Annotated in this window: 22 protein-coding genes; 17 read left to right on the forward strand and 5 right to left on the reverse strand. The window is 53.1% G+C overall.

What is annotated here, in order from left to right; all coding sequences use genetic code 11:
• Positions 1–86 precede the first annotated feature (86 nt).
• Complete coding sequence (gene copI, locus NNL38_RS21510) at positions 87–638, forward strand: copper-resistant cuproprotein CopI (RefSeq protein WP_255392305.1); 552 nt, start codon at positions 87–89, stop codon at positions 636–638.
• Positions 639–749: 111 nt separating this feature from the next.
• On the opposite strand, the gene NNL38_RS21515 is transcribed toward copI, so the two are convergent.
• Positions 750–1,433: an MOSC domain-containing protein gene (locus NNL38_RS21515; RefSeq protein WP_255390907.1), complete on the reverse strand. Its 684-nt coding sequence runs from the start codon at positions 1,431–1,433 to the stop codon at positions 750–752.
• A gap of 245 nt (positions 1,434–1,678) precedes the next feature.
• Between NNL38_RS21515 and NNL38_RS21520 the strand changes: the two genes are divergently transcribed.
• The 3 genes from NNL38_RS21520 (at position 1,679) to NNL38_RS21530 (ending at position 4,309) form a co-directional block, all read left to right on the forward strand.
• Positions 1,679–2,476 (forward strand): hypothetical protein, encoded by a 798-nt coding sequence (locus NNL38_RS21520; protein ID WP_255390908.1) that lies wholly within the window; start codon positions 1,679–1,681, stop codon positions 2,474–2,476.
• A gap of 669 nt (positions 2,477–3,145) precedes the next feature.
• Positions 3,146–3,523, forward strand: coding sequence for a DUF2784 domain-containing protein (locus tag NNL38_RS21525; RefSeq protein ID WP_255390909.1), 378 nt, complete (start codon positions 3,146–3,148; stop codon positions 3,521–3,523).
• Positions 3,524–3,529: 6 nt separating this feature from the next.
• Positions 3,530–4,309 carry an alpha/beta hydrolase gene (locus tag NNL38_RS21530; RefSeq protein ID WP_255390910.1) on the forward strand — a complete coding sequence of 260 codons (780 nt, stop codon included), beginning with the start codon at positions 3,530–3,532 and terminating at the stop codon, positions 4,307–4,309.
• 14 nt (positions 4,310–4,323) lie between these two features.
• On the opposite strand, the gene NNL38_RS21535 is transcribed toward NNL38_RS21530, so the two are convergent.
• Complete coding sequence (locus tag NNL38_RS21535) at positions 4,324–4,518, reverse strand: hypothetical protein (RefSeq protein WP_255390911.1); 195 nt, start codon at positions 4,516–4,518, stop codon at positions 4,324–4,326.
• Positions 4,519–4,614: 96 nt separating this feature from the next.
• Between NNL38_RS21535 and NNL38_RS21540 the strand changes: the two genes are divergently transcribed.
• Positions 4,615–5,538, forward strand: coding sequence for a LysR substrate-binding domain-containing protein (locus NNL38_RS21540; RefSeq protein ID WP_255390912.1), 924 nt, complete (start codon positions 4,615–4,617; stop codon positions 5,536–5,538).
• On the opposite strand, the gene NNL38_RS21545 is transcribed toward NNL38_RS21540, so the two are convergent.
• Positions 5,533–6,906 (reverse strand): aminotransferase-like domain-containing protein, encoded by a 1,374-nt coding sequence (locus NNL38_RS21545; RefSeq protein WP_255390913.1) that lies wholly within the window; start codon positions 6,904–6,906, stop codon positions 5,533–5,535. The genes NNL38_RS21540 and NNL38_RS21545 overlap by 6 nt on opposite strands.
• Positions 6,907–7,066: 160 nt before the next feature.
• Here NNL38_RS21545 and NNL38_RS21550 point away from each other — a divergent pair, with 160 nt between their 5' ends.
• The 10 genes from NNL38_RS21550 (at position 7,067) to dgcA (ending at position 16,594) form a co-directional block, all read left to right on the forward strand.
• On the forward strand, positions 7,067–7,669 hold the full coding sequence (locus NNL38_RS21550; RefSeq protein WP_255390914.1) for a LysE family translocator: 603 nt from the start codon (positions 7,067–7,069) through the stop codon (positions 7,667–7,669).
• A gap of 126 nt (positions 7,670–7,795) precedes the next feature.
• Entirely contained in the window at positions 7,796–8,641 is an 846-nt protein-coding gene (locus tag NNL38_RS21555) for an MBL fold metallo-hydrolase (RefSeq protein WP_255392306.1), read from the forward strand.
• Positions 8,642–8,939: 298 nt separating this feature from the next.
• Positions 8,940–9,662 carry a TetR/AcrR family transcriptional regulator gene (locus tag NNL38_RS21560; protein ID WP_255390915.1) on the forward strand — a complete coding sequence of 241 codons (723 nt, stop codon included), beginning with the start codon at positions 8,940–8,942 and terminating at the stop codon, positions 9,660–9,662.
• Positions 9,655–10,959 carry an ABC1 kinase family protein gene (locus NNL38_RS21565; protein WP_255390916.1) on the forward strand — a complete coding sequence of 435 codons (1,305 nt, stop codon included), beginning with the start codon at positions 9,655–9,657 and terminating at the stop codon, positions 10,957–10,959. Before NNL38_RS21560 ends, NNL38_RS21565 begins: the two co-directional genes overlap by 8 nt.
• The gene (locus NNL38_RS21570; RefSeq protein WP_255390917.1) at positions 10,952–11,332 is read left to right on the forward strand and encodes a hypothetical protein; all 381 of its coding nucleotides are present in this window, start codon (positions 10,952–10,954) and stop codon (positions 11,330–11,332) included. Before NNL38_RS21565 ends, NNL38_RS21570 begins: the two co-directional genes overlap by 8 nt.
• Positions 11,333–11,346: 14 nt before the next feature.
• The gene (locus NNL38_RS21575) at positions 11,347–11,838 is read left to right on the forward strand and encodes a DUF2867 domain-containing protein (RefSeq protein WP_255390918.1); all 492 of its coding nucleotides are present in this window, start codon (positions 11,347–11,349) and stop codon (positions 11,836–11,838) included.
• Positions 11,839–12,197: 359 nt separating this feature from the next.
• Positions 12,198–13,511, forward strand: coding sequence for a methyl-accepting chemotaxis protein (locus NNL38_RS21580; RefSeq protein WP_255390919.1), 1,314 nt, complete (start codon positions 12,198–12,200; stop codon positions 13,509–13,511).
• Positions 13,512–13,618: 107 nt separating this feature from the next.
• The gene (locus tag NNL38_RS21585) at positions 13,619–14,515 is read left to right on the forward strand and encodes a LysR family transcriptional regulator (RefSeq protein ID WP_255390920.1); all 897 of its coding nucleotides are present in this window, start codon (positions 13,619–13,621) and stop codon (positions 14,513–14,515) included.
• A gap of 100 nt (positions 14,516–14,615) precedes the next feature.
• Positions 14,616–15,626 carry an N-acetyltransferase DgcN gene (gene dgcN, locus NNL38_RS21590; protein WP_255390921.1) on the forward strand — a complete coding sequence of 337 codons (1,011 nt, stop codon included), beginning with the start codon at positions 14,616–14,618 and terminating at the stop codon, positions 15,624–15,626.
• Positions 15,626–16,594, forward strand: a complete 969-nt coding sequence (dgcA, locus tag NNL38_RS21595) for an N-acetyl-D-Glu racemase DgcA (protein WP_255390922.1) — start codon at positions 15,626–15,628, stop codon at positions 16,592–16,594. Before dgcN ends, dgcA begins: the two co-directional genes overlap by 1 nt.
• A 110-nt stretch (positions 16,595–16,704) precedes the next feature.
• On the opposite strand, the gene NNL38_RS21600 is transcribed toward dgcA, so the two are convergent.
• Positions 16,705–17,511, reverse strand: coding sequence for a MetQ/NlpA family ABC transporter substrate-binding protein (locus NNL38_RS21600; RefSeq protein ID WP_255390923.1), 807 nt, complete (start codon positions 17,509–17,511; stop codon positions 16,705–16,707).
• A gap of 320 nt (positions 17,512–17,831) precedes the next feature.
• On the opposite strand from NNL38_RS21600, the gene NNL38_RS21605 reads away from it, so the two are divergent.
• Positions 17,832–18,437: a histidine phosphatase family protein gene (locus NNL38_RS21605; RefSeq protein ID WP_255390924.1), complete on the forward strand. Its 606-nt coding sequence runs from the start codon at positions 17,832–17,834 to the stop codon at positions 18,435–18,437.
• Between the two features lie 3 nt (positions 18,438–18,440).
• Positions 18,441–18,926, forward strand: coding sequence for a GNAT family N-acetyltransferase (locus NNL38_RS21610; RefSeq protein ID WP_439651400.1), 486 nt, complete (start codon positions 18,441–18,443; stop codon positions 18,924–18,926).
• Between the two features lie 93 nt (positions 18,927–19,019).
• On the opposite strand, the gene NNL38_RS21615 is transcribed toward NNL38_RS21610, so the two are convergent.
• Positions 19,020–20,714 carry a sigma-54-dependent Fis family transcriptional regulator gene (locus NNL38_RS21615; protein WP_255390925.1) on the reverse strand — a complete coding sequence of 565 codons (1,695 nt, stop codon included), beginning with the start codon at positions 20,712–20,714 and terminating at the stop codon, positions 19,020–19,022.
• Positions 20,715–20,979 lie beyond the last annotated feature (265 nt).

The raw sequence follows: 20,979 nt of genomic DNA on the forward strand, positions 1-20,979 counted from the left end.
ACACCTAAACACCTAAACACCTAAACACCAGAACAACTTGGCCCCTGAGATTGCAGGGGCCGATATTGAATCACGGAGAAATGATGATGAAACAGACACTGATTGCAATGACACTGGCCCTGATGACACCAACGGCGCTGGCGGATGCCGGCCACGGTCATGGGGCGCAGGGTGGGATGAAGATGGGCCACAGCTCAATGGGCCATGCTTCTATGGATCACGCTTCTATGGATCACAGTAACATGATGAGCATGGCAGGGATGTCGGATGTCGGGATGCCTGCAATGGGGGCCAAGCCGGACAAAGTGGTCCATGTGATTTTATCCGATGATATGAAAATTACCTTCAAGAAAAATATGACCATTGCACCCGATGATGTGGTGCAGTTCGTGGTGATGAATACCGGCAAGATTGATCATGAGTTCTCCATTGGCTCGGCGAAGGAGCAACTGGCGCACCGGAAAATGATGCGGGAGATGACCGGTGGCCATATGCACGACAGCGGCAGTACGGTCACGGTTCAGCCGGGCAAGGCCAAACAGCTGTTATGGCACTTCCATGGTGATAAGCAGGTTGAATTTGCTTGTAATATTCCGGGCCATGCCGAAGCCGGGATGGTGAAAAAACTCACGCTGTAATGTTGGTCATTGAGTGAGTAAAGTCTCCCCGCCATGGGGGAGGCTTTATTTGAAGTGTTCGTGGGGGCGGGAGCAGGTGCCGGATTTTAGACCCAGTTTCTGGGTTCAGACTCAGGCATGCCCCAGCAGGCGGAAGTTCCAGTTTTCCAGTTCATTGGTTTCCAGACGCTTGTCGAGGGTGCGGGTCCAGCTTTGCGACAGTTTTGACTGGGCTTTGAGGCGCAACAGCGCATCGCGATTGAGCGGATCGCCGAAATAGATATCGCATACCTCGCGCAGCGTCATGGTATTGGGTTCGCGTGCAATCAGTTTGAGGGGATCACTGACACTGACGTAGCCCGGTTGGATCACCCGATATAGCCAGCCACAACGGCTGATATCCTGCATATCGACTGAGAACTTCTCGATATTCCAGCGTTGATTGAGCTTAAAGCATGGCGAACGAGGCTGGCTCACTTCGATGATGGCCTCCCCCCACTGGTAGCGATCGCCCAGGCACACCGTGTCTTCGGTCATGCCTTCGGTACTGAGGTTTTCGCCCATTCCCGGTGCCTGCCAGTTTTTCTCGATGCCGTATTTTTCGCGCCAGTAGGCATAGTGTTCCGCCGGGTACTGGTGCAACGCCCGCTCGGTACCACCGTGAAAACGTTTCTCGGCACATTCATCCCCCGCCAAGCCGGTTTCCGACAGGTAAATGCGCTCGGTGGTCGGCATCTTGTCGATTGCGGTGTCCATGCCGTAGCGATGGGCGACTTTGCCACGAAAAACTGCGTTCAAAAAGGTCACTGGTTCCATGAATGCCTTACCTCCGGATGATGAGCGATGCCTCTAGCCCGTATTGAGCATGATATGCGCTTGATTGAGTTCGGGTATCTTAAAGCCTGACTTGTGAAGGTCAAATGCTTCATCGGACAGATGATCGGCCCAGATGGTCAATTCAACGGACAGGGGATTATACCGAAGGTCGAAAGAAGGTGAGTGCTTGACGCGGGTATATATTTCACGCAGTCTGACTTAAATTCTCTCAAAATGAGTTGCTTATGACCTTGTTGTTGACCGATGAACAGTGCCGGGCGCTGGAGAAAGCACTAGCATACCAGCGTTTACAAGCTGATTTGAACCTGGCCCCTGATTTTCCGCATTTCGCCGGGAAAACATATCCGCTCGGGCGATGTAAAGAAATCAGGGATAAGGTGTTCGATCTCTGGTGTGAAGCGCTGAAAACACCGTATGAGCCGGCCTTCCAACCTATTCGGGGCTACTTGCAACAAGGGGGGGCGCTGACCAAAGTGTGGGGATCACTACGTGACGATTATTTTCAGAATGCCATTGTGGCGGGTGACTGGTACATCGATGTGGCTAATGACACGGTGAATCCGAATAAGCCTCGGGTCGAGATCTGCCCGCTGGCGACGTCCGGATTTCGGCCAATTACCAGCTTTGAGCAGTTTATCGCGATCGCGCGCACTTACTGGGAGGTGGAGATCTACCGCAATGATGTGCTCCCGGCGCTTGCGCCTTTTTTGCCGCTGTTGTGTGTGAATGCTCAAGGTGCGTCCTGGCTGGCAGCGGCCAATGACGACATGTTTGCCCTCGCAACACAAAGTGGCTTTGAGCTGTCTGAGCGGGTGCTGCGGGAGCTGCCGCCGGTGCCGGAACACTTGATGCGTCGCTGGCACCAGAAGCTGGCTGGGTTAGGCGTTGACTCCCCTTTTTACGCTTATCCGGGGGATCCTGTGACCTATTGTCAGCAATATCGAGAATCGGGTAAACACCACTCGGTTGTGTTTCGGGATCAGGCGGTGCGCGCCTTTATGCCGCTTGCAAACGGGGGCTAGCATTGCAGAGAGCGATAGGGTGCCTTTGTGTTGTTACTCGATGATCTGGAGCGTCGCATACTATCAGCCATATTCGTTGGATCTGACGGATGTCGCTGAATGTCATCAAAAAATCATAAAATAGATCTTGATCACACTTTAGGCCTGATTTATATTCTCATTGTAAATTAATTACGAAATTTATTTTCACATAGTATCTCGATGATCAGGAGTTGATGATGAAACAACTACGCCACTTCCTCTCTCTGTTTTCTAACCAGATGGATTATGATCGCCGCCAGTTCGCGATTCAGGCTAACCGCTCACTACAAGGCTGATCTTTTTCCTGTTATTTGAGCGCGCTCCGCAAGGTTTACTTCGCGATGGGCCTGACTCATTCAATACCCGTTCGCAGTCGGGTATGAATGAGTGGGGATCTTCCTTATCCACTGCTCGTACTCTCCGTTCGCATCGGTACTCCTGCTGAATTGACAGGCACGTCAGCCGCTGCATCTATCCCCAGCAATTGTTGATAATTGCCGCAGCGCCCGAATTCAGGGTCGGTATAACTGTTAGCTTCCTCTGCCTCGGTGGATAACTCCGGCCTGACTTGCACTTCCCGGATTTGCGCTACAGTGATCAGAGAACCTCAGGGCGGTTTGTCCGGGATCCCCGGAAAAGGCTGGGTGGATGATCTATCGTCTATTGGCAGATATTGTTGTAATTTTACACCTTCTGTTTATCGTATTTGTGGTATTCGGTGGCCTCTTGTTGTGGTGGCGTCGCGCTGTCGTCTGGCTGCATGTGCCAGCTGTGATCTGGGGGGGTGTGCTTAGCCTGATGGATTGGGTCTGCCCGCTGACCCCGCTGGAAAATCGTCTACGGTGGATGGCTGGGCAAGACGGGTATCCCGGTGGTTTTGTTGACCATTACCTGCTGCCGATGATTTATCCGCCGGGGCTCAGCCATGAAATGCAATTGTGGATCGGGCTGGCTGTGCTGGCCTGGAATGTGCTCTTCTATCTCCTTGTCTATTATTGCTATACAGTCCGTGCGCAGAAACCGTGAGGAGCGATGAAGCGAGTTTTCCTCCTGGCAATGGTTGGCTATATGGTGTTTGCTATGACGTTTTGCTCATTACAGCGAAAGTTTTTGTATTTTCCGCAGCCGGCCAGTACGCAGTTCGGCGAGGAGAATATCAGCTTCCAGCTGGAGGACCGGGTACTTCAGGGCTGGGTGGTGAATCCGGGACAATCCCGGGCGCTGCTCTATTACGGCGGCAATGCGGAAAGCATTGAGATGAACATCCCTTTCTTTCGGACTGTGGTGCCGGATTACAGTGTGTACCTGATCCCGTATCGGGGTTACGGCAATAACCCCGGCCAGCCGACCGAACAGGAGTTATACCAGGATGCGATGGGTGTGTTCCGGGCGGTTCGTGAAAACCACTCATTTATTGCTCTGATGGGGCGCAGCCTGGGTTCCGGTGTAGCCACTTTTGTGGCAGCTGAACGGCCGGCTCAGGTGGATCGGCTGCTGCTCGTGACCCCGTTTGACAGCGTTGAGCATGTCGCGAAGAGCATCTACTGGATGCTGCCGGTCTCACTGCTGATCAAAGACAGATTCGCTTCTATAGAGCGGGTCAGTGCCATCCAGGCCGCGACATTTATCTTTATTGCCGGACAGGACCGCGTGATCCCGCATGAAAGCGCGGAACAGCTGGTGGCGGCTTTTGGCCCGCAACTGAAAGATGTTGTGGTGGTGCAAGGCGCCGATCATAATAATATTGCCCAGTTTCCGGCTTATGTGGAAGGGGTTCGGCGCGCACTGGATGTGCCCCTTAATGAACGTTAGCCAATAATTATTCGTTATAGATAATCCAAATAGTGCCTCGGCGCCGGGAGCGGCGACTCGAACCCGATGTCGCGCTGCAAATGCTTAGATGTGGTGTGATTGAGCGACTGGCTGGATTTTTCTTTCTCCCGCTTTCTCCAGCAAAACTTCCGGTTCAGCAATGAAATATTGAATTCCAGCTCCCAGCTGATGGCGACTTTGATCATCATATGCTCCTTTCCCTGCGTGACTTTCTGGGCAAAGTATGGGCATGATGGTATGGAAATACGAACGATGATTCTTTACAGCATATATAAGTACAGATTATGGATGAACGATTGCGCTGGCTGGCCGGGCTGCGGTATTTTGAATCGGCAGCAAGGCTGAGCAGCTATAGTAAAGCAGCGCAGGAGCTGCATGTCAGTCAGGCGGCGGTGAGCCAGAAAATTCGCCAGCTGGAGGACGGCTTACACTGTAAATTGTTTGTCCGTCAGGGACGGGAGATGGTCCTGACCCGCAAAGGGAAGACGCTGTATCAGCAGGTCACATCCGGCTTTGAGCATATTATTTCCGGGTTGAATGCGATTCAGTCTGAGCCGGTGGAAGGAATGCTGGCGGTGAATACGACCCCCTCTTTTGCCTCGCGCTGGCTGATGCCGAAACTGTGGAAGTTCACCATGCAGCATCCTAATATCCCGATCCGGGTCTATGCCACCACGGATGATCCGGACATTAAGTACGGCACCATTGATGTTGCGATCCGCCAGGGCTATGACAAGCAACTGGGAGAAGGGATTGAGCAGACGATTTTATACGAAGAGCCGGTTTACCCGATTTGCTCGCCGGAGCTGGCACAGTCGCTGAAGCTGGAACAACCGGAGCAGTTGCTCAAATGCTGGTTGATCCACGGTGTCGAGACCAAGAGCTTCACCTGGGAGCGATGGTTTCAGATGGCCGGGGTAACGATGCCTAAGGATCAGGTGCAATGGATGGAAGTCAGCACATTTGATATGGGGCTGAGCGCGGTGATGGCCGGTCATGGCGCGTGTCTGGGCACTGAAAGCCTGGCCGGCGACTTTATTGATCGCGGTTTGCTGGTCAAGCCGTTTGATATCGGGATGACGCCGGGCGTTCGGTATACCGTTTATCACGACCCGCATTCATCCCGCCGCGCCCGGATCCAGGCGTTTACCGACTGGCTGCACCAGGAAGTGGCGCACGGTGGTGCGGGACAGAACGTGAATTTATAGCGACTGTTCTGAAGCCGATTCAATGTGTGCCTGGATGATTTCCAGGCCGGTTTTGAGCTGCGAGCGGCTGGTTGGGCCGGTGAGCGAAATCCGGATTGCCGCAGGGACCGGGTAATGATCGACTGCAAACATTTCTGCTTCACGGACGTGGACTTCCTCTTGTTGAAGCTGTCGGCTCAGCGGCTGCCCGGAAAGTGGTTCCGGCAACGGAAGCCAGACATTAAACCCCGGCACCGCCCCTTGCCCTGCGCCGGAAAAGATTTGCTGCAAAATGCGATGGCGGGCTTTGAGCTCGGTATCGATTTCCTGATCGACAGCATCCATAGCGCCGTTGGTCAGCCAGCGGCAGACCAGATCGATCATCAGCGGGCTGACATGCATGCAACTGGCACGCAGCGACTTTTGCATCGGCAGGGACAGCGAGAGCGGCATGATGAGATAGCCCACCCGTAACCCGCCGGAGAAATATTTCGAGAAGCTACCGACAAACAAGGTGATATCAGGGGCAATGGCGACCAGTGGCGTGCGCCGGTGCGCCGGCGGGCAGTACAGCACGTCGTCTTCGATGATCAGCACCTGGTGCCGGCGGCAAATCTCGATCACCCGGAGCCGTCGGCTGTCGCTGAGGCAAACGCCGGTCGGATTTTGAATTGCCGGGGTCAGATACAGCAGGCGGGGTTTGTGTCGTTGGCAGTGTAATTCCAGATCTTCGGGGATGATCCCCTGCTCATCGAGCCGGATCGGTACCAGTTTTCGTTCAGACTGTTGACAGCTATGGAGGAACTCCGGGTAGCACAAGCCTTCCACCAGGATCGTCTCTTTCGGGCGGGTCAGCGCCTGGATCAGGACCGACAACCCATGCTGGCCACCGTAGGTCCAGAGCAGACGGCGGCTGTCAATGTCGCTGTTGAATCGCTGCCCTAACCAGTGTTGCAGGGTTTGGTTGTGGCCCTGAAGGCCTTCGGCACTGCAATAATCCAGAACCGCCCGCTGGGCAATCGGCTCCAGCGACAAATCCTGCAGGGTGCGGGAGAGGTGTTGCTGCTGGTTGATCAGTAGCGGCCGGCAAATCGCCAGATCGATCCCGTGTTTGCTGCTGACCGGATGGTAGAAGGTACGGGTTTCGCTTTGGCGATCTTTGACATAGGTACCGCTGCCCACTTTGGGCGACACCAGTCCCCGGTGCTCCAGCTCCTGGTAGGCCCGGGTCACGGTCCCGACGGTGACGCCCAGCCGATACGACAAAATGCGCTGCGGCGGCAGTTTGGTCTGCGCTTTGAGTTCGCTGCTTTCGATGGCTTCGGCAAAGGCATCGGCCAGGGCGAGATACTTGGGTCCGCTACGGCCGCTGATGTCGGGAATAAACATTGTCCTACTCTCGAGGGGTACAATTGAAACTGAAGACAGGATAAATAAGGCGCCTGACGAAAGAAACAGAAGAATTGTCATGGTGACGCATTAACACTCACGCAGGTGTTGTTTTCCCTTTTAGGCTAACGGGGTTGATGGTTCTAAGAGGGAAACAATAATGGAAGCTTTGTGGGAGATCATGCCGGCGATGAGTGTGTTTGCTTTTGTGATGGCCATTACCCCCGGTCCGAATAACTTTTTGCTGGCCAGTTCCGGCGCCCAGTTTGGGATGAAACGGTCAATCCGGCACCTGCTGGGCATTCGCCTGGGGATCATAGTGTTGATTGGGCTGTGTGCCAGTGGTGTGGGCGCGGCGATGGTGCAGCATCCTGGGCTCTACCAGGCACTGCGCTATCTCGGGCTCGGATACATGTTGTGGTTGGCCGGAAAGTTGGTGCTATCCCGTCCTGCCAATGCGGCCGCAAGCGCTGTCGGCCCGTTGTCACTGAAGCAGGCGACTTTGTTTCAGTTGGGGAATATCAAAGCCTGGATGGCCTGCCTGGCACTGGTCAGTAGCTATAGTTTACCGGAGCTATATTGGCTTTCGGTGCTGATGATCCTGCTGGTATTTACCACATTTGGGTTGATGGCGAACAGTTTGTGGGCTTATGTGGGCTACGGTATGAGATCTCTGCTGGATTCGCCGAAAAAGCAGCAAGGGTTTAATGTGATGTTAGCGCTGCTGACGGTTGGATCGTTGGTGCCCGCTTTTTTGGATTAGTATTATTTGCGCGCTATTGCTGTTACCTTTCCTGGCTGTGCTCATGGCGCGTGGTTACGGCTATTTATCTTAGTGGCCTGAGTTTGCTTCAAACGCTTTTCCCCAATTTGAATTGATGAGGTCATGATGGAACTGACAGCTTTAGTTGATAATACCCGGTTGGCGGACCGACCTGATCTTACCGTTGAACGAGGGTTGTCCCTGCATGTGAAAACCCAAGGGCGGCAGCTCTTATTTGATGCCGGAAGTAGTCAGATATTTTGTGATAATGCTGCGCTATTGAACATCGATCTACAGGCGGTTGATGCCGCGGTTATTTCGCATCGCCACCATGACCACTGTAATGGCATTACGCATTTTCTCGATCGTAATACCGCGGCGCCGGTGTATTTCCGGGCCTGTGATGAGGCTGAGTACTCCTTCCGGGCTTTCGGCTTTAAGAGTAATGTCGGTATTGCCAAGGATCTTTTGGAAAGGGCCGGAGAACGGGTGAAATTCGTCAACCAGATGACGGAGATTTTGCCGGACGTGTTTGTGGTGACTGAGCTCAGCCATAAATACACTCAGCCGAAAGGCAATCAATATTTATTTACGGACGCCGGACAGGGCCGCAAGCCGGATACCTTTGACCATGAGCTGATGCTGATCGTCAAAGAAGCGGACGGCCTGGTTGTATTCACCGGCTGTGCGCATCATGGGGTGCTCAACATGGTAGAGACTGCGGTCACGCTGTTTCCCAATACCCGAATCAAAGCCGTGGTGGGCGGGTTTCACCTGGTTGGTTTGCCCCTGCTGAATGGGATTGGCGGAACGCCCAAAGACATTGAGGCCATTGGCCGGACGCTGCTGGAATACCCTATCGATAAGCTCTATACGGGTCACTGTACCGGCATGAAGGCGTTCGGATTATTGAAAGGGGGGCTTGGTGAGCGCCTGGAACATCTGCCGACCGGACGTCACGTCGTCATCTGATTTTTCCCGCGCAGCTCGCTAGATTCGAGCTGCGTTGGCCCTGCCGCTTTCTTCATTTCCTACCTGCTGAAAATAACGAATCTCGCTCCCCCGTTACGCGATCATGATCGGCTTGTAGCGCGATGCTTTTTTCTTGCTTATCGGTCGTTATGGCCGGTCAATAACTGTGACGTGTCTCCTGAATTAAAAATCATTTGGCCCGGGTCTGACGGGTTGGGTGATTTTTTGTGAAAACACTATTGATTTGATCAAGTTTTGATCATAATTTACGTGTAGTGTTTTCGGTTATGGTGGTCTCATGAAAAAGAAAAGCGAAAAGGTACGCGGGAAAATCCTGGATGCTGCGGTCAATTTAATGAGCATGGAGGGCTATAAAAATGTCTCGATGCGAAAAATTGCCAAGCAGGCCAAGGTTGGCGATGCCACGATTTATAACTACTTCCCCAACAAAGAAAGCCTGCTCTATGGCTACTTCGCGGCATTGGTGCAAAAGTCTGTTGAAGAACTGCAAGCGATTGACGACTTTGAGGGGTATTCGCTGCAAGAGAAAATCCAGCTGCTGATTGAAACCAACCTGACGCAGATGCTGCCGCATCGTGAGTTTGTGCAGGAAGCCTTTGAGATCACCTTTCTCACCCCGCTGGCCAAGTTTGGCAATATTGCGCCGATTAAATCGCAGCTGAGCGATCAGGTCAGGCTGTATTTGTCTCAGGCTTACCAGCAGGGAACGCTGGAAGAAGAGAGCCTGCATGAATTTATACCTTCCCTGTTCTGGGATTATTACCTTGGCATGGTGATGTACTGGCTCAAGGATGATTCGGAAGATTTTACCAATACCACCCAGCTGCTTGATCTTAGCCTGAATTTCGCGATTTCACTGCTGGCCAGCGGTGTGCTGAGTAAAGCCGGGCAAATGACTTCATTTCTGATCCGCCAGCATATGTTTTCGGGATTTGAGTTAATGGCCAAGCAATTTAGCCAGTTGCGCGGACTCACCGGAAAAGGACAGCGCCATGAGTAAAGTGCCGACCGGTAAAATACACCGAAATGCGATTGTGGCCGGCACTGCGGTTAAACTCGGGGCCAATGTTATGAAAAGGCGTACCCAGGCTTTACTGAAGCAGCAGGACGGTGATGCCTCAGCCCGGGAAAATGAGGCCGATGAGCAGGCCAAAATTATCTTCTCGGCATTGGGGCGGCTAAAAGGTACGGCCTTAAAAGCGGCTCAGATGTTGGCTTTAGAGAATACGCTGCTCCCAGAAGCCTACCGGGAACAGCTTAATCAAGCTTGTTATCGTGCGCCGGGGCTCAACCGTGCCGTGGTGAGAAAAGTCCTGATGAGCCAGTTTGGCCGTGCACCGGAACAGCTCTTTTCAGCGTTTGATTACACGCCCTTTGCCGCGGCAAGCCTGGGTCAGGTCCATCGGGCGGTCGACAAGGAGGGCAACACGCTGGCAGTTAAAGTGCAATATCCCGGTATTGCCGAAAGTATTCGGTCCGATATCGCAACCTTGTCGATGGTGCTCAAAACGGTGCCGACACGGTTTAACTTTGACAACACGCTGCCGGAGATCGAGCTGCGGCTGATCGAAGAGACGGATTATGAGCTGGAGTTCCGTCGCCAGGAAGACTTCTATGCAAGCTGTGATATCGAGAACTTGCGCGTGTTGCAACCGAACTCCGCATATTCCTCAAAACGGGTGATCAGCTCTCCCTATGTCGCAGGATTACACATTGATGAATGGCTCGACACCGACCCGCCGGCTGCGGCCAGAAACCGGGTTTGCCAGGCGCTGTGCGACCTGTTTTTTGCCTCGGTTTCCCGCTACGGCATGCTGCACGCCGATCCGAACATCGGCAACTTTCTGGTTGATCAGGCCAACCAGCTGGTCGTGCTGGATTTTGGCTGCACCGTTCCGGTTGATCCCAAAACCGCAGCTGCATTTGTGGCATTGCTGCAAGCCTATAAGGCGCAGGATCTGGCGCAGGTGATCCACTATTTCAACCTGCTTTATATGAATAACCAGGGAGACCCGGACAAAATGAAAGCGAACTCGCTCTTCTTGCAGTATCTGGCGTGGCAGCACAAACTCCTGGCCGCGACCCAATTCGATTTTTCCGCCCATCCGGATTATATGGCAGAAGGGGTGACGCTGGCGGTGGATGCTCACAAGTACAGCGACTTTCCTGTCTGCCCAAGTAAAGAAGTCCTGTTCCTGGAGCGAGTCTATTATGGCTACCTGCAACTGTTTCAGCGTGCGGGTGCCTCTGTCCGGTTTGAGATTGATACCTTATTTGAGGCGCATGCGAATGTTTGATTTCAACTTATATCTCCTTATTTCCGGCGTTATCGCCTTATTCACGGCTTTTCTGCATTTGATTGCCGGACACTTCCATCCGGTACTGCCATTTCTCAGCACCCGGATGGATGACAGCGTAAAGGGAACCTTCTACGCCTGCTGGCATATGGTGACCGTGTTGCTGTTTGCTTCTGCGGCCTGGTTCCTGTTTAGCGCCTATGTTCCGGTCGATGTTTTATCGGTTCGGATGCTTTCCGGCCAGTTTATTCTGTTTGGGTTGGTCTTTCTGGCTGTTGGCCGGCTTCTCAAGATAAAACGCGCGTGGGTATGTTTGCCGCAGTGGATACTGCTGATCCCCATCGGCGTTTTCGGTTTTTTAGGTTCGGTTTAATAAAGGATATCATCATGATTAAAACTGTTTCTGTTCCGCGGTCGCCTTTACTTGAGCAATCCCTGCCGGAGGCACAATTTGCCGATGCATATGAAGTCGCGCTGGCCGATCCCAGTCAGGATATTTGGGAGATCACCTACAAATTATTTACGGAAGGGCAGCAGGATTGGATTAAAGCCCTGATGGGGCTGCGTAACTTGCTGGTGGCACCGTTTGGGCTGAAAACAGGGCCGATGAACGACGGGGAGCAGGTGTCACAAGAGCGTATCGGTATTTTTAAGGTGTATGAGAAAACAGGGAATGAGGTGCTGCTCGGAGAGAATGACCGGCATCTGGATTTCAGAATTTCGGTGCTGAAGGATGAAACGAATTCAACCCTGACGGTGACCACTCAGGTCGACATGCATAACGTCCTGGGCCGGGCATACATGCGGGTGATCGAGCCGTTTCATCGCATGATTGTTAAAAGCATGATTCGTCAGGCCAAAAATAAGGGTGTTTTTTAACTACAGGGTCGGCCTCTGCTGGTTGGTATATGTCTTTAAGGTATGTTTTGGTATGCATTGGTTGGATATCACTAATGTTGAGACTTGCTACTAATTGTTCGCAATGATGGTTTATTGGATGGTTCTGCCGGTGTTTGTATGCGCGTGATTGCGTTTGATGTCAAAAAATTATCGTTAGACGACATAAAAACGTGCAGTTTCAGAAGAGTTCTTTACACTAGGCATCGGTCTGCACATTTGACATATAAGCAGGCCTGCTTGATGCCTTTGAATGTGATTGAGTCTTGTTCCGGAGGCAAAGTTAAGCGCTGATATCAAATCATGAACTTCCACCAGCCAGTTAAGGAACTTTGCGGTTTATGTTTTTCAACAGATCGGTACAACAAGAAAATCAAAAGCTGAAAGAAGAGCTACATGCCTTGTTGCAAGTGAAAGAGAGCCTGGAAGCGGATATGTTTCGGGTGACGTTAGATACGCACGGCAATATCGTCTCGGTGAACTCGCTGTTTCAGACTGAGATGAAATTGCGCTCAGACGAGGTGAATGGGCGGCATATTACATCGCTTGTTCCGGAGTCGGCACGGAACACGCCACACTTTCAACTGATGTCAGGGGCAGTCAAGCAGGGCAAGCACTGGAACGGGGCTCTGCAGCTGCAAAAAGGCAATGGTGAAGAAGCCTGGCTTCGCTCGATCCTGCAACCCATCCTGGCGCCAACAGGCGGGATCAAGCATTTTCTGATTTATGCCTCTGAGCTGACCCGAACCATTAAATCTTCGCGTGAACAGGAAGATTTAATTAAGGCGCTGCATCGCTCGACGGCAGTGATTGAGTTCAGCCTGGATGGGGTCATATTGGATGCTAATCAGAACTTTCTGGATTCCACTGGCTACGACAAATCACAGATCCTCGGCAAGCATCACCGGATGTTCTGTGACAGTGCGGAAGTTCATTCCGCGGAATATGCCGCTTTCTGGCAAAAGCTGGCTCGGGGAGAGTTCGTCTCTGACCGCTTCAAGCGGTTCGACAAATACGGCAATGTGGTTTGGTTGGAAGCCTCGTATAACCCGATTTATGATGCCAATGGCGAGCTGTATAAAGTGGTGAAGTTTGCGACGGTGATCACCGATCAGATCAATCGTGAGAATGCGATTTCGGAAGCGGCAGAAATCGCCCATGAAGTCTCAGCCACGACGGGTGAGCAAACCACTCAGGGCAATCAGGTGATTGAGTCCACGATCGGCAAAGTGGGCGAGCTTGCGAGCCAAATGGCTGATGCCAACGAAGGGATCCAGGCCCTGAATACGCAATCACAAAAAATCAATGAACTGGTCAACAGCATTGATGGCATTGCCAATCAAACCAACCTGCTGGCGCTGAATGCTGCGATTGAGGCGGCTCGGGCGGGCGAGCAGGGGCGGGGCTTTGCGGTTGTTGCTGATGAGGTGCGCTTGTTGGCATCAAGAACCAGTCAGACCACGGAAGAGATCATGGCTGTGGTGTCTGAAAACATGAAGCTGACCGAAAATGCCGTTCACCTGATCGAGCAAGGGTTGGCGCAAGCCTCTGAGGCGCTTGATTTGTCGAAAGAAGCCGGCCAGGTGATGCATGATATTCGCCTGGGGGCGCAAAAAGTTGATGAGGCGGTCGGCAGCTTCGCCAAACAGCTTTAACACTGTGATGAAGAGTCCCACCGCAGGGAGGGATGTGGTCAGGGGCCTGAACGATTTGTACGTGCAAAATGGTGTTACAGAGGACATGAGTTCAGGGAGAGAAGCGATTGAACCTCAGGCAGCTGGAAGTTTTTTATGCGGTGATGAAGGCAGGAACCGTCTCTGGCGCTGCCCGTAGCCTGCATGTCTCCCAACCGAACGTAACCCGGATCCTGGCCCATACCGAGCAACAGCTCGGTTTTGCCTTGTTTGAGCGGGTCAAAGGACGTTTGACCCCGACTCAAGAAGCGCTGGCGCTGCTGCCGGAAGCTGAAAAGATCTATCAGCAACTGGGCCTGTTTCACACCCTGACCCAAAAGGTGGGCCGCGGCACCCAGCACCTTCGTATCGGCGCACCGCCTGTTCTCGCAAGTACCCTGCTGCCGCCCGTCATTGCGATCTTGCGTCGCCAGAGCAATTTATCCATCGATCTGATCACCGGCAACAAAGATGAACTGAGTCAGGGGTTGCTGCGTCATGAACTGGATATCGCGGTGGCCTTTGGTGATGATACGCCACCCGGGCTGAATCAAGAGTTGCTTACCACCGGATATGTTCAGGTTATTGCGCTGGAGCGGGCGATGGAGGCGATAGTCGAGCCGCTGACTCTGGCAGCGATGGTGCAATCGGGTGTCGAGATCATCGGTCTGGATACCCGGGATCCGCTGGGGGGAACGCTCAATCGCATGATTCTGGCGTTGGCGCCGCAATATCAGCATGCACTAACAGTGCGAAGCTATAGCGCGGCGGTGGAGCTGGCCAAGCTTGGGCTCGGCATGGCGCTGGTCGATCCCTGGACGGCACAGGGTCACCGCGACAATGCTCAGGTGCAAGTCGCTGAATTATCGCCGCAAGTACCGGTGCATGTGTCGCTTTACAGTGCGAACCATCAATCTCCCTCGGCGGCCAGCCGGTTATTCATCACAAGGCTCAAAGCGCAGGTGAGCGGCGACGCCCAGGCATAGCCATAACCTCACGTTATACCCGGCCAACAACAAAGTATTCGTTCTTTCCGCACCTGGTGCTTAGATTAATGGCATCACCAGCAGACACGGAAGGACACTGATGCAAATTCCTCAACCTTATTTACTGTTCCTCGGCGATGTCACCGATCCCTTAGCGGCGAAAACGGCCCGGGGCATTCTGCACTGGCGGCCAGACAGTTGTGTCGGCCAGCTCCGTTTAACGGCGCAGACGGTATCGTTGCAACTGGCAGATCTGTCACTGGCGGATGCGAAAAATCTCGGGGTCAAAACACTGGTGATTGGCACTGCCAATGCCGGCGGGGTGATCCCCGAGTCCTGGCAGCAGGTACTGAAAGATGCGGTTCAGATGGGATTTCACATCGCATCGGGCATGCATCAGCGTTTGCGAGATATCCCCGGGCTCAGCGCCCTGGCAGAGCAGCACCAGGTACAGCTGTTTGATGTCCGGCACTACGATACACCGCTGGCGGTAGGCACCGGACAGCAGCGGGCAGGAAAGCGCCTGTTGACGGTCGGCAGTGATTGCTCGGTTGGGAAAATGTATACCGCATTGGCTCTGGATCGGGCGTTGAATCAGGCGGGCACTCCGGCGCAGTTCAAAGCGACCGGCCAGACCGGCATTTTGATCCAGGGGCAGGGGATTTCGGTTGATGCCGTGGTGGCGGATTTCATCTCCGGCGCGGTGGAAGCACTCAGCCCGGGCTTTGACACGCATGCGTGGGATATCATTGAGGGACAGGGTTCGTTAATGAATCCATCCTTTGCCGGGGTGAGTCTGGGGTTGCTTCATGGCGCGCAGCCGGACGCCCTGGTCTTGTGCCATGAACTGGGACGGCCGCATATTCGCCATCTGCCGCATATGCCGATGCCAGATATTTCAGAAGTCCTTGCCGCGAACCTTCAGGCCGCCAGACTGACCAACCCGAAGGCTGAATTTGTTGGGATCTGTCTCAATACATCTGCTATTTCTGAGCAGGAAGCGCAGTTGGTGTGCGAGCAGTGGCGTGAGCGCTATCGGCTGCCGGTCACAGATCCGGTGCGCTTTGGCGTGGACAATATCATCCAACGACTGGTCGACCGAGGTGCCTGATGCAGATCCAAGCCAAACCCGAACACATCCCGTTTGCCAAACCCTTTCGCATTGCCCGGGGCGCCCGAACACATCTGGAGATTGTGCGGGTGACGATCACCGACGGGGAGCAGGCGGTTGAAGCCGAATGTACTCCCTATGCCCGTTACGGCGAAGAGACGGCGTCCGTGCTGGCGCAAATCGAACGGGTGATCCCGGCGTTGGCGGAGTTGTCGGCGCAGCAGGCCAAATCTGAGTTGCAGACCTTGCTGCCGGCCGGGGCAGCCCGCAATGCCCTGGATTGCGCCTTATGGTCCCTCATTGCCAGGCAGGCCGGCAGTCAGTTTCCGTCGCCTTATTTTCAGTTGCAGCCCGCTCTGGAAACAGCGATGACGGTTTCCATCGGCACCCCGCAGGAGATGGCCCGGCAAGCGCGGGATTATGTGGCCCAAGGGGCGACCTTGCTGAAAGTGAAGCTGGATGCGGACAACATTGTCAGCCGGGTTGCCGCAACCCGGGACGTCGCGCCGGATGCGCGGATCATCCTTGATGCCAATGAGTCCTGGGCGGGGATGGATTTGCCTGCGTTGTTTGACGCGCTTGCGCCATTGGAAATTGCCATGATAGAACAGCCCCTGCCAGCCGGGGCGGATGATGCGCTGCAGTGTTTTGTCCACCGGATCCCGGTGTGTGCCGATGAGAGCTGTCATACCCGGGCTGATTTGGCGCACGTTCGCAGCCGTTATGAGATGATCAATATTAAGCTGGATAAAACCGGCGGCCTGACCGAAGCGCTCACGCTCAAGGAAGCAGCCCAGCAGCAAGGGTTGGCGGTGATGGTCGGGTGCATGCTCGGCACCTCCCTGGCGATGAGGGCTGCCCTGCCTATTGCCCAGGACGCCGCGGTGGTCGATCTCGACGGCCCGGTGCTCATTGGTGAAACCGGTAAGGATGTACTCACTTATCGGGATGGTCAGTTAATCCTTTGAAAACGCCCGCCCTGATGTGATACACCGGGGCGGGCGTTTGCTTTGGACACTCACGTTACTGTCAAGCACGGCTGGTGGCCGGGGTCACGGTAATTGACGCGCCGGTTTTGTTATTGAAAAGCAGGCTCGATGGTGCCGTTGAAGGTCTGCTGGATAAAGTCACGGACCGGCTGCGACTGGTACAGCTTCACGAACTTCTGATAATCGGCATTGTCCTTGTCTTCCTCGCGCGCGGCGACCACCATCACGGCGAGTGCGGCATCTTTCGACTCCAGGTAGAGGCCGAGCTCTTTCGGATCCAGGCCCGATGACATCATGTAGTTCATGGTGATGGCTGCGGCATCTACGTCTTCCAGGCTTCTCGGCAATTGGGCCGCTTCAATTTCAATGATCTCAAGCTGCTTCGGATTCTCAACGATATCGCTCAGCGTCGCTTTGTGGCCGACATCCGGTTTGAGCGTGATGAGATTGGCATCGGCCAATAGCAGCAGGCCGCGTCCGCCGTTCGTCGGATCGTTCGGGATGGCAATGCGCGCGTGATCCGGTAGTTCAGCAAGCTTGTGATAAGTTTGCGAATAGAGCCCCATTCGCATCAGGATTGACTCCCCCAGTGAGATTAAGTGGCTGCCATTGTTGGCATTGTACGTTTGTAAAAATGGCAGATGCTGATAGCTATTGAGATCCAGGCTGCCGTCCGCCAGCGCCGCATTGGGCGTGATGTAATCTGAAAATTCGATCACTTCGACTTTTAACCCTTGTTTTTCAGCTTCCCGGGCCACGGCTTCTACTACCTGGGCGTGGGGACCGACGGTTGCGCCGACTTTCAACACCGCTTCATCCTTTTGGCCGCAGCCGGTTAATCCCAGCACCAAGGCTGCACCAAATAACCACTGACTGACTTTCTTATTCTTTTTCATCTGATCCTCCATGTTGACGCTAAAGGATGTTTAGACGTCTGGATTTCCATCCTACGGTTTGTATGAGAATATGCAACTGATTATTTCATTTATTTCTCAGAGCAAGGTTCAGGCTCGGGATAATGGTGTGATGAATCCGGGCTGGGTAGTGATGACTGTCCCAGCCTCGGTATATAACTTTGGCTTAGAAAGGAGGGGCTCAAAAATACGAAGCATTTTCACTCTGATTTCATTACATTACCCGAGGTTATGAAGAGATCCGACGGATTGGCAGTCGTCAATGACGACATACCATCCTGCCAACTCAGGAGAAGGAAGCGATGAAACGAATTTGTTTAGTGACGCACACGCAAGCGACTCATTCTGTGAATGGTCAGGTGGGCGGCTGGTTTGATTCGGAATTGACAGAGCAGGGGCGCGCTCAGGCCGCCAGTCTCCGCGAGAAAATCAAAGCACATGGTTTTGAGCTTGAAAATCTGAAAGTTTATTCATCCGATCTCAAGCGTGCAGTACAGACAACGGAGGCGTTGGCTGCGGGACAGGTACTGGATGTACGGTATGACACCCGATTGCGGGAGATGTCGTTTGGCCGTCACGAAGGGATGGATCAGGCCGCGCATGATGAGCTTATGCAGCCGGTGAGTGCGACGGGGGAGCGACTGGATCACCGGATTTGTGATGGCGCGGAGTCTCGCCGGGAAGTTGCGGCGCGGATCGCTGCGTTTGTGCAAGAGGTCATGCACCTGCCTGGTGATGCCTTAATTGTAACGCATGGTTTTGCGGCAACCTTCGTGATTGCGGCATTTCAACAGATTGATATTGAAAGCATGGGCTATATTGCATTCAAGGTAAACCCGGGCAGCGTGTCGATCCTGGAAGCGGATGACTTATTTCAAAATCGCGCCGTTTGTTTGCTTAATGGATAAAACATGATTCAGGAGGATGACTTGGCTGTTCATTTCAGACCCGCAACGCAAGATGATCTCGAAACTTTAGTCTTGATGCTGCAGGATGATGCACTCGGTTCACAACGCGAAGACGGCACCTTGCCGTTAAATGCCAACTACCTTCAGGCGTTCGATGCCATTCAGGCCGATCCCAATAACCAATTGATGGTCGCAGAAATCCAAGACAGGGTAGTGGGGATGTTGCAGCTGACGTTCATTCCATATCTCACTCACATCGGCTCTTGGCGATGCTTGATCGAAGGCGTTCGGATCCACACCGATTATCGTGGTCAGGGCCTCGGTGAGCAGATGTTTCAGTATGCGATAGGTCAGGCGCAGGAGAAAGGTTGCCAGTTGGTTCAGCTCACCTCGGACAAGCAGCGTCCGGATGCGTTGCGGTTCTACGAGAAGCTGGGATTTGTCGCCACGCATGAAGGGTTTAAGTTGCGGCTGCTGTCGCCAGCATGAGTATGATGGGGTGATACTGATGAATATCCGATTTAGGGTTCAAAACCGCTGACGTCACAGCGGTTCTTCGGTGCTTGTAGCGACGAACGCTTGTTAATCCAGCTCAATCTTTTTGAGCCGGTACGCCAGGGCCGGGCGGGTGAGTCCTAACAGACGGGCGGCCTGGGAGACGTTGCCATCGGCTTTGTTCATCGCATGCTGAATGAGCTGACGCTCTAAGACATCAATACTGAAGTTATCGTCTAACTGCTTGTCTATCCAGTGGTCGTCAATTGTGGCGGGTTCTTTGGGCTCAAGCTGACCTTTGGCGTTGATGATATTCAGTGGATGGGTCGGCTCGGCCAGTGACGGGAAAAAACTCTCTAAATCGATACTCTGGTTATTTTCCGTCAAAATAATCCCCCGTTCGATCATGTTTTCCAGCTCGCGGATATTTCCCGGCCACTTGTAGTGCATCAGGGCTTGCAGCGCTTTATCGGTCACCCCGAGGGTCCGTTTATGGTACAGGGCGTGGTATTTTTCCAGAAAGTGCTCGATCAGCAGCGGAATATCTTCGCGTCGCTCACGCAGCGGTGGGATTTGGACCGGATAAACATTCAGCCGGTAATAGAGGTCGGCCCGAAATCGCCCTTTTTCGACGGCGGATTTTAAATCCTCATTGGTTGCGGCCACGACACGGACATCAATGGTGCGCAATTGATTGTCGCCGACCCGCTCTAGTTCACCTTCTTGTAAAACGCGTAATAAACTCGCCTGGGCACGGGGCGAGAGTTCAATCACTTCATCGAGGAAGATTGTCCCCTGATTGGCGCGTTCGAATTTCCCTTCGCGCGAGTGCGTGGCACCGGTATAAGCGCCTTTTTCGACCCCGAACAGCTCCGCTTCAATCAGATCGGGCGGAATACAGGCGCAGTTAACGGCAACAAAAGGCTGATCTTTGCGATCGCTGCTCAGGTGCAACCCCCTGGCGACCACTTCTTTGCCGACACCGGTTTCTCCCTGTAGCAGGACCGAGACTTTAGTTTTTGAGGCTTTGGCGATGAGATGGCAGACTGATTTAAACGCCTCGGAGTTGCCAACGGAGTTGAGCAATAAGTCGTCATATTCAGGGTTGTGATAAATCTCTTTGAGGCTCGTCACTTGTTGTTGCAGCGCCAAGAGCTCTTCAATAATCGGGTCGGGTTGGAGGGCTTGTTCGAGCTCGGTCTGGTTCTCCCATTCTTCTGCCGGTTTTCCGACAATATGGCAATGTTCGCTGCCACATCCGGTACATTGTGTCTCCTGGTATATGATTTTTCGGCCCATGTAGTAGCTTGAAAAACCACTGGCATAGCCGAGCAGCGTCCAGCAAACCGGGATGTCGGATTGGCCGTATTCATGAAGATGCGCCTCTGCTTCATAAGAGTCGTACCAGTCAAACTCGCCGTGGAAATGACCGGTTTCCAGATCAAAGCTCAGGTTCGTTGGCACGACTTTGGCCATGCCTTTGATGGTATGCAGTTGTGGTCCGGCCAGGAAGGCATCTTCCGTGGTAAAGTCAGGGCGAATTTTATGCAGCATATCGGCATCTCTTAATCCCGAGTAATAGCCAAAACGCATCAGGAATCCGGTGGCCCTTTTTACACCTAAGGTTTCGATTAACTCTTTTCTGAGTAACCCCAGCGCAGCGGAATGGATGAGTAACATGCGCTGTTCATTAAACCAGACTTTTCCGTCTTCACTGGAAAACTTAAATTGTGAGATCAGGTCGTGAGGTTCTGGAAGTTGCGGGGAAGTACGAATATCCATAATAACATTGCCTTTCCTTGAATCCCGAAATCAAACGGGGTGACATGATTGCTTCGCAAGTGAAATCCATGAATCACTTTTAATTAAAATAGGTGAGTAGGTGCGAATCGCAGCTAATGTTCAAACGCATTATTACCTTAATCAAATGATCTATCCCTGTCACCCATATTTATCATTCGATCAACTTAATTAACCTTTTATTTACATGCGATCCCATATCCTGCTCGTTTTTCCATCTCAGGTTTGCGCATGATTGAATTTTATT

Source organism: Photobacterium atrarenae (genome assembly GCF_024380015.1).
In the GTDB taxonomy this organism is placed as follows: Bacteria; Pseudomonadota; Gammaproteobacteria; order Enterobacterales; family Vibrionaceae; genus Photobacterium; species Photobacterium atrarenae.

Excerpts from the sequence above, each read along its gene's own strand:
- copI (WP_255392305.1), top strand. The coding sequence starts at position 87 with ATGAAACAGACACTGATTGCAATGACACTGGCCCTGATGACACCAACG.
- NNL38_RS21515 (WP_255390907.1), bottom strand. The coding sequence starts at position 1,433 with ATGGAACCAGTGACCTTTTTGAACGCAGTTTTTCGTGGCAAAGTCGCC.
- NNL38_RS21520 (WP_255390908.1), top strand. The coding sequence starts at position 1,679 with ATGACCTTGTTGTTGACCGATGAACAGTGCCGGGCGCTGGAGAAAGCA.
- NNL38_RS21525 (WP_255390909.1), top strand. The coding sequence starts at position 3,146 with ATGATCTATCGTCTATTGGCAGATATTGTTGTAATTTTACACCTTCTG.
- NNL38_RS21530 (WP_255390910.1), top strand. The coding sequence starts at position 3,530 with ATGAAGCGAGTTTTCCTCCTGGCAATGGTTGGCTATATGGTGTTTGCT.
- NNL38_RS21535 (WP_255390911.1), bottom strand. The coding sequence starts at position 4,518 with ATGATGATCAAAGTCGCCATCAGCTGGGAGCTGGAATTCAATATTTCA.
- NNL38_RS21540 (WP_255390912.1), top strand. The coding sequence starts at position 4,615 with ATGGATGAACGATTGCGCTGGCTGGCCGGGCTGCGGTATTTTGAATCG.
- NNL38_RS21545 (WP_255390913.1), bottom strand. The coding sequence starts at position 6,906 with ATGTTTATTCCCGACATCAGCGGCCGTAGCGGACCCAAGTATCTCGCC.
- NNL38_RS21550 (WP_255390914.1), top strand. The coding sequence starts at position 7,067 with ATGGAAGCTTTGTGGGAGATCATGCCGGCGATGAGTGTGTTTGCTTTT.
- NNL38_RS21555 (WP_255392306.1), top strand. The coding sequence starts at position 7,796 with ATGGAACTGACAGCTTTAGTTGATAATACCCGGTTGGCGGACCGACCT.
- NNL38_RS21560 (WP_255390915.1), top strand. The coding sequence starts at position 8,940 with ATGAAAAAGAAAAGCGAAAAGGTACGCGGGAAAATCCTGGATGCTGCG.
- NNL38_RS21565 (WP_255390916.1), top strand. The coding sequence starts at position 9,655 with ATGAGTAAAGTGCCGACCGGTAAAATACACCGAAATGCGATTGTGGCC.
- NNL38_RS21570 (WP_255390917.1), top strand. The coding sequence starts at position 10,952 with ATGTTTGATTTCAACTTATATCTCCTTATTTCCGGCGTTATCGCCTTA.
- NNL38_RS21575 (WP_255390918.1), top strand. The coding sequence starts at position 11,347 with ATGATTAAAACTGTTTCTGTTCCGCGGTCGCCTTTACTTGAGCAATCC.
- NNL38_RS21580 (WP_255390919.1), top strand. The coding sequence starts at position 12,198 with ATGTTTTTCAACAGATCGGTACAACAAGAAAATCAAAAGCTGAAAGAA.
- dgcN (WP_255390921.1), top strand. The coding sequence starts at position 14,616 with ATGCAAATTCCTCAACCTTATTTACTGTTCCTCGGCGATGTCACCGAT.
- dgcA (WP_255390922.1), top strand. The coding sequence starts at position 15,626 with ATGCAGATCCAAGCCAAACCCGAACACATCCCGTTTGCCAAACCCTTT.
- NNL38_RS21600 (WP_255390923.1), bottom strand. The coding sequence starts at position 17,511 with ATGAAAAAGAATAAGAAAGTCAGTCAGTGGTTATTTGGTGCAGCCTTG.
- NNL38_RS21605 (WP_255390924.1), top strand. The coding sequence starts at position 17,832 with ATGAAACGAATTTGTTTAGTGACGCACACGCAAGCGACTCATTCTGTG.
- NNL38_RS21610 (WP_439651400.1), top strand. The coding sequence starts at position 18,441 with ATGATTCAGGAGGATGACTTGGCTGTTCATTTCAGACCCGCAACGCAA.
- NNL38_RS21615 (WP_255390925.1), bottom strand. The coding sequence starts at position 20,714 with ATGGATATTCGTACTTCCCCGCAACTTCCAGAACCTCACGACCTGATC.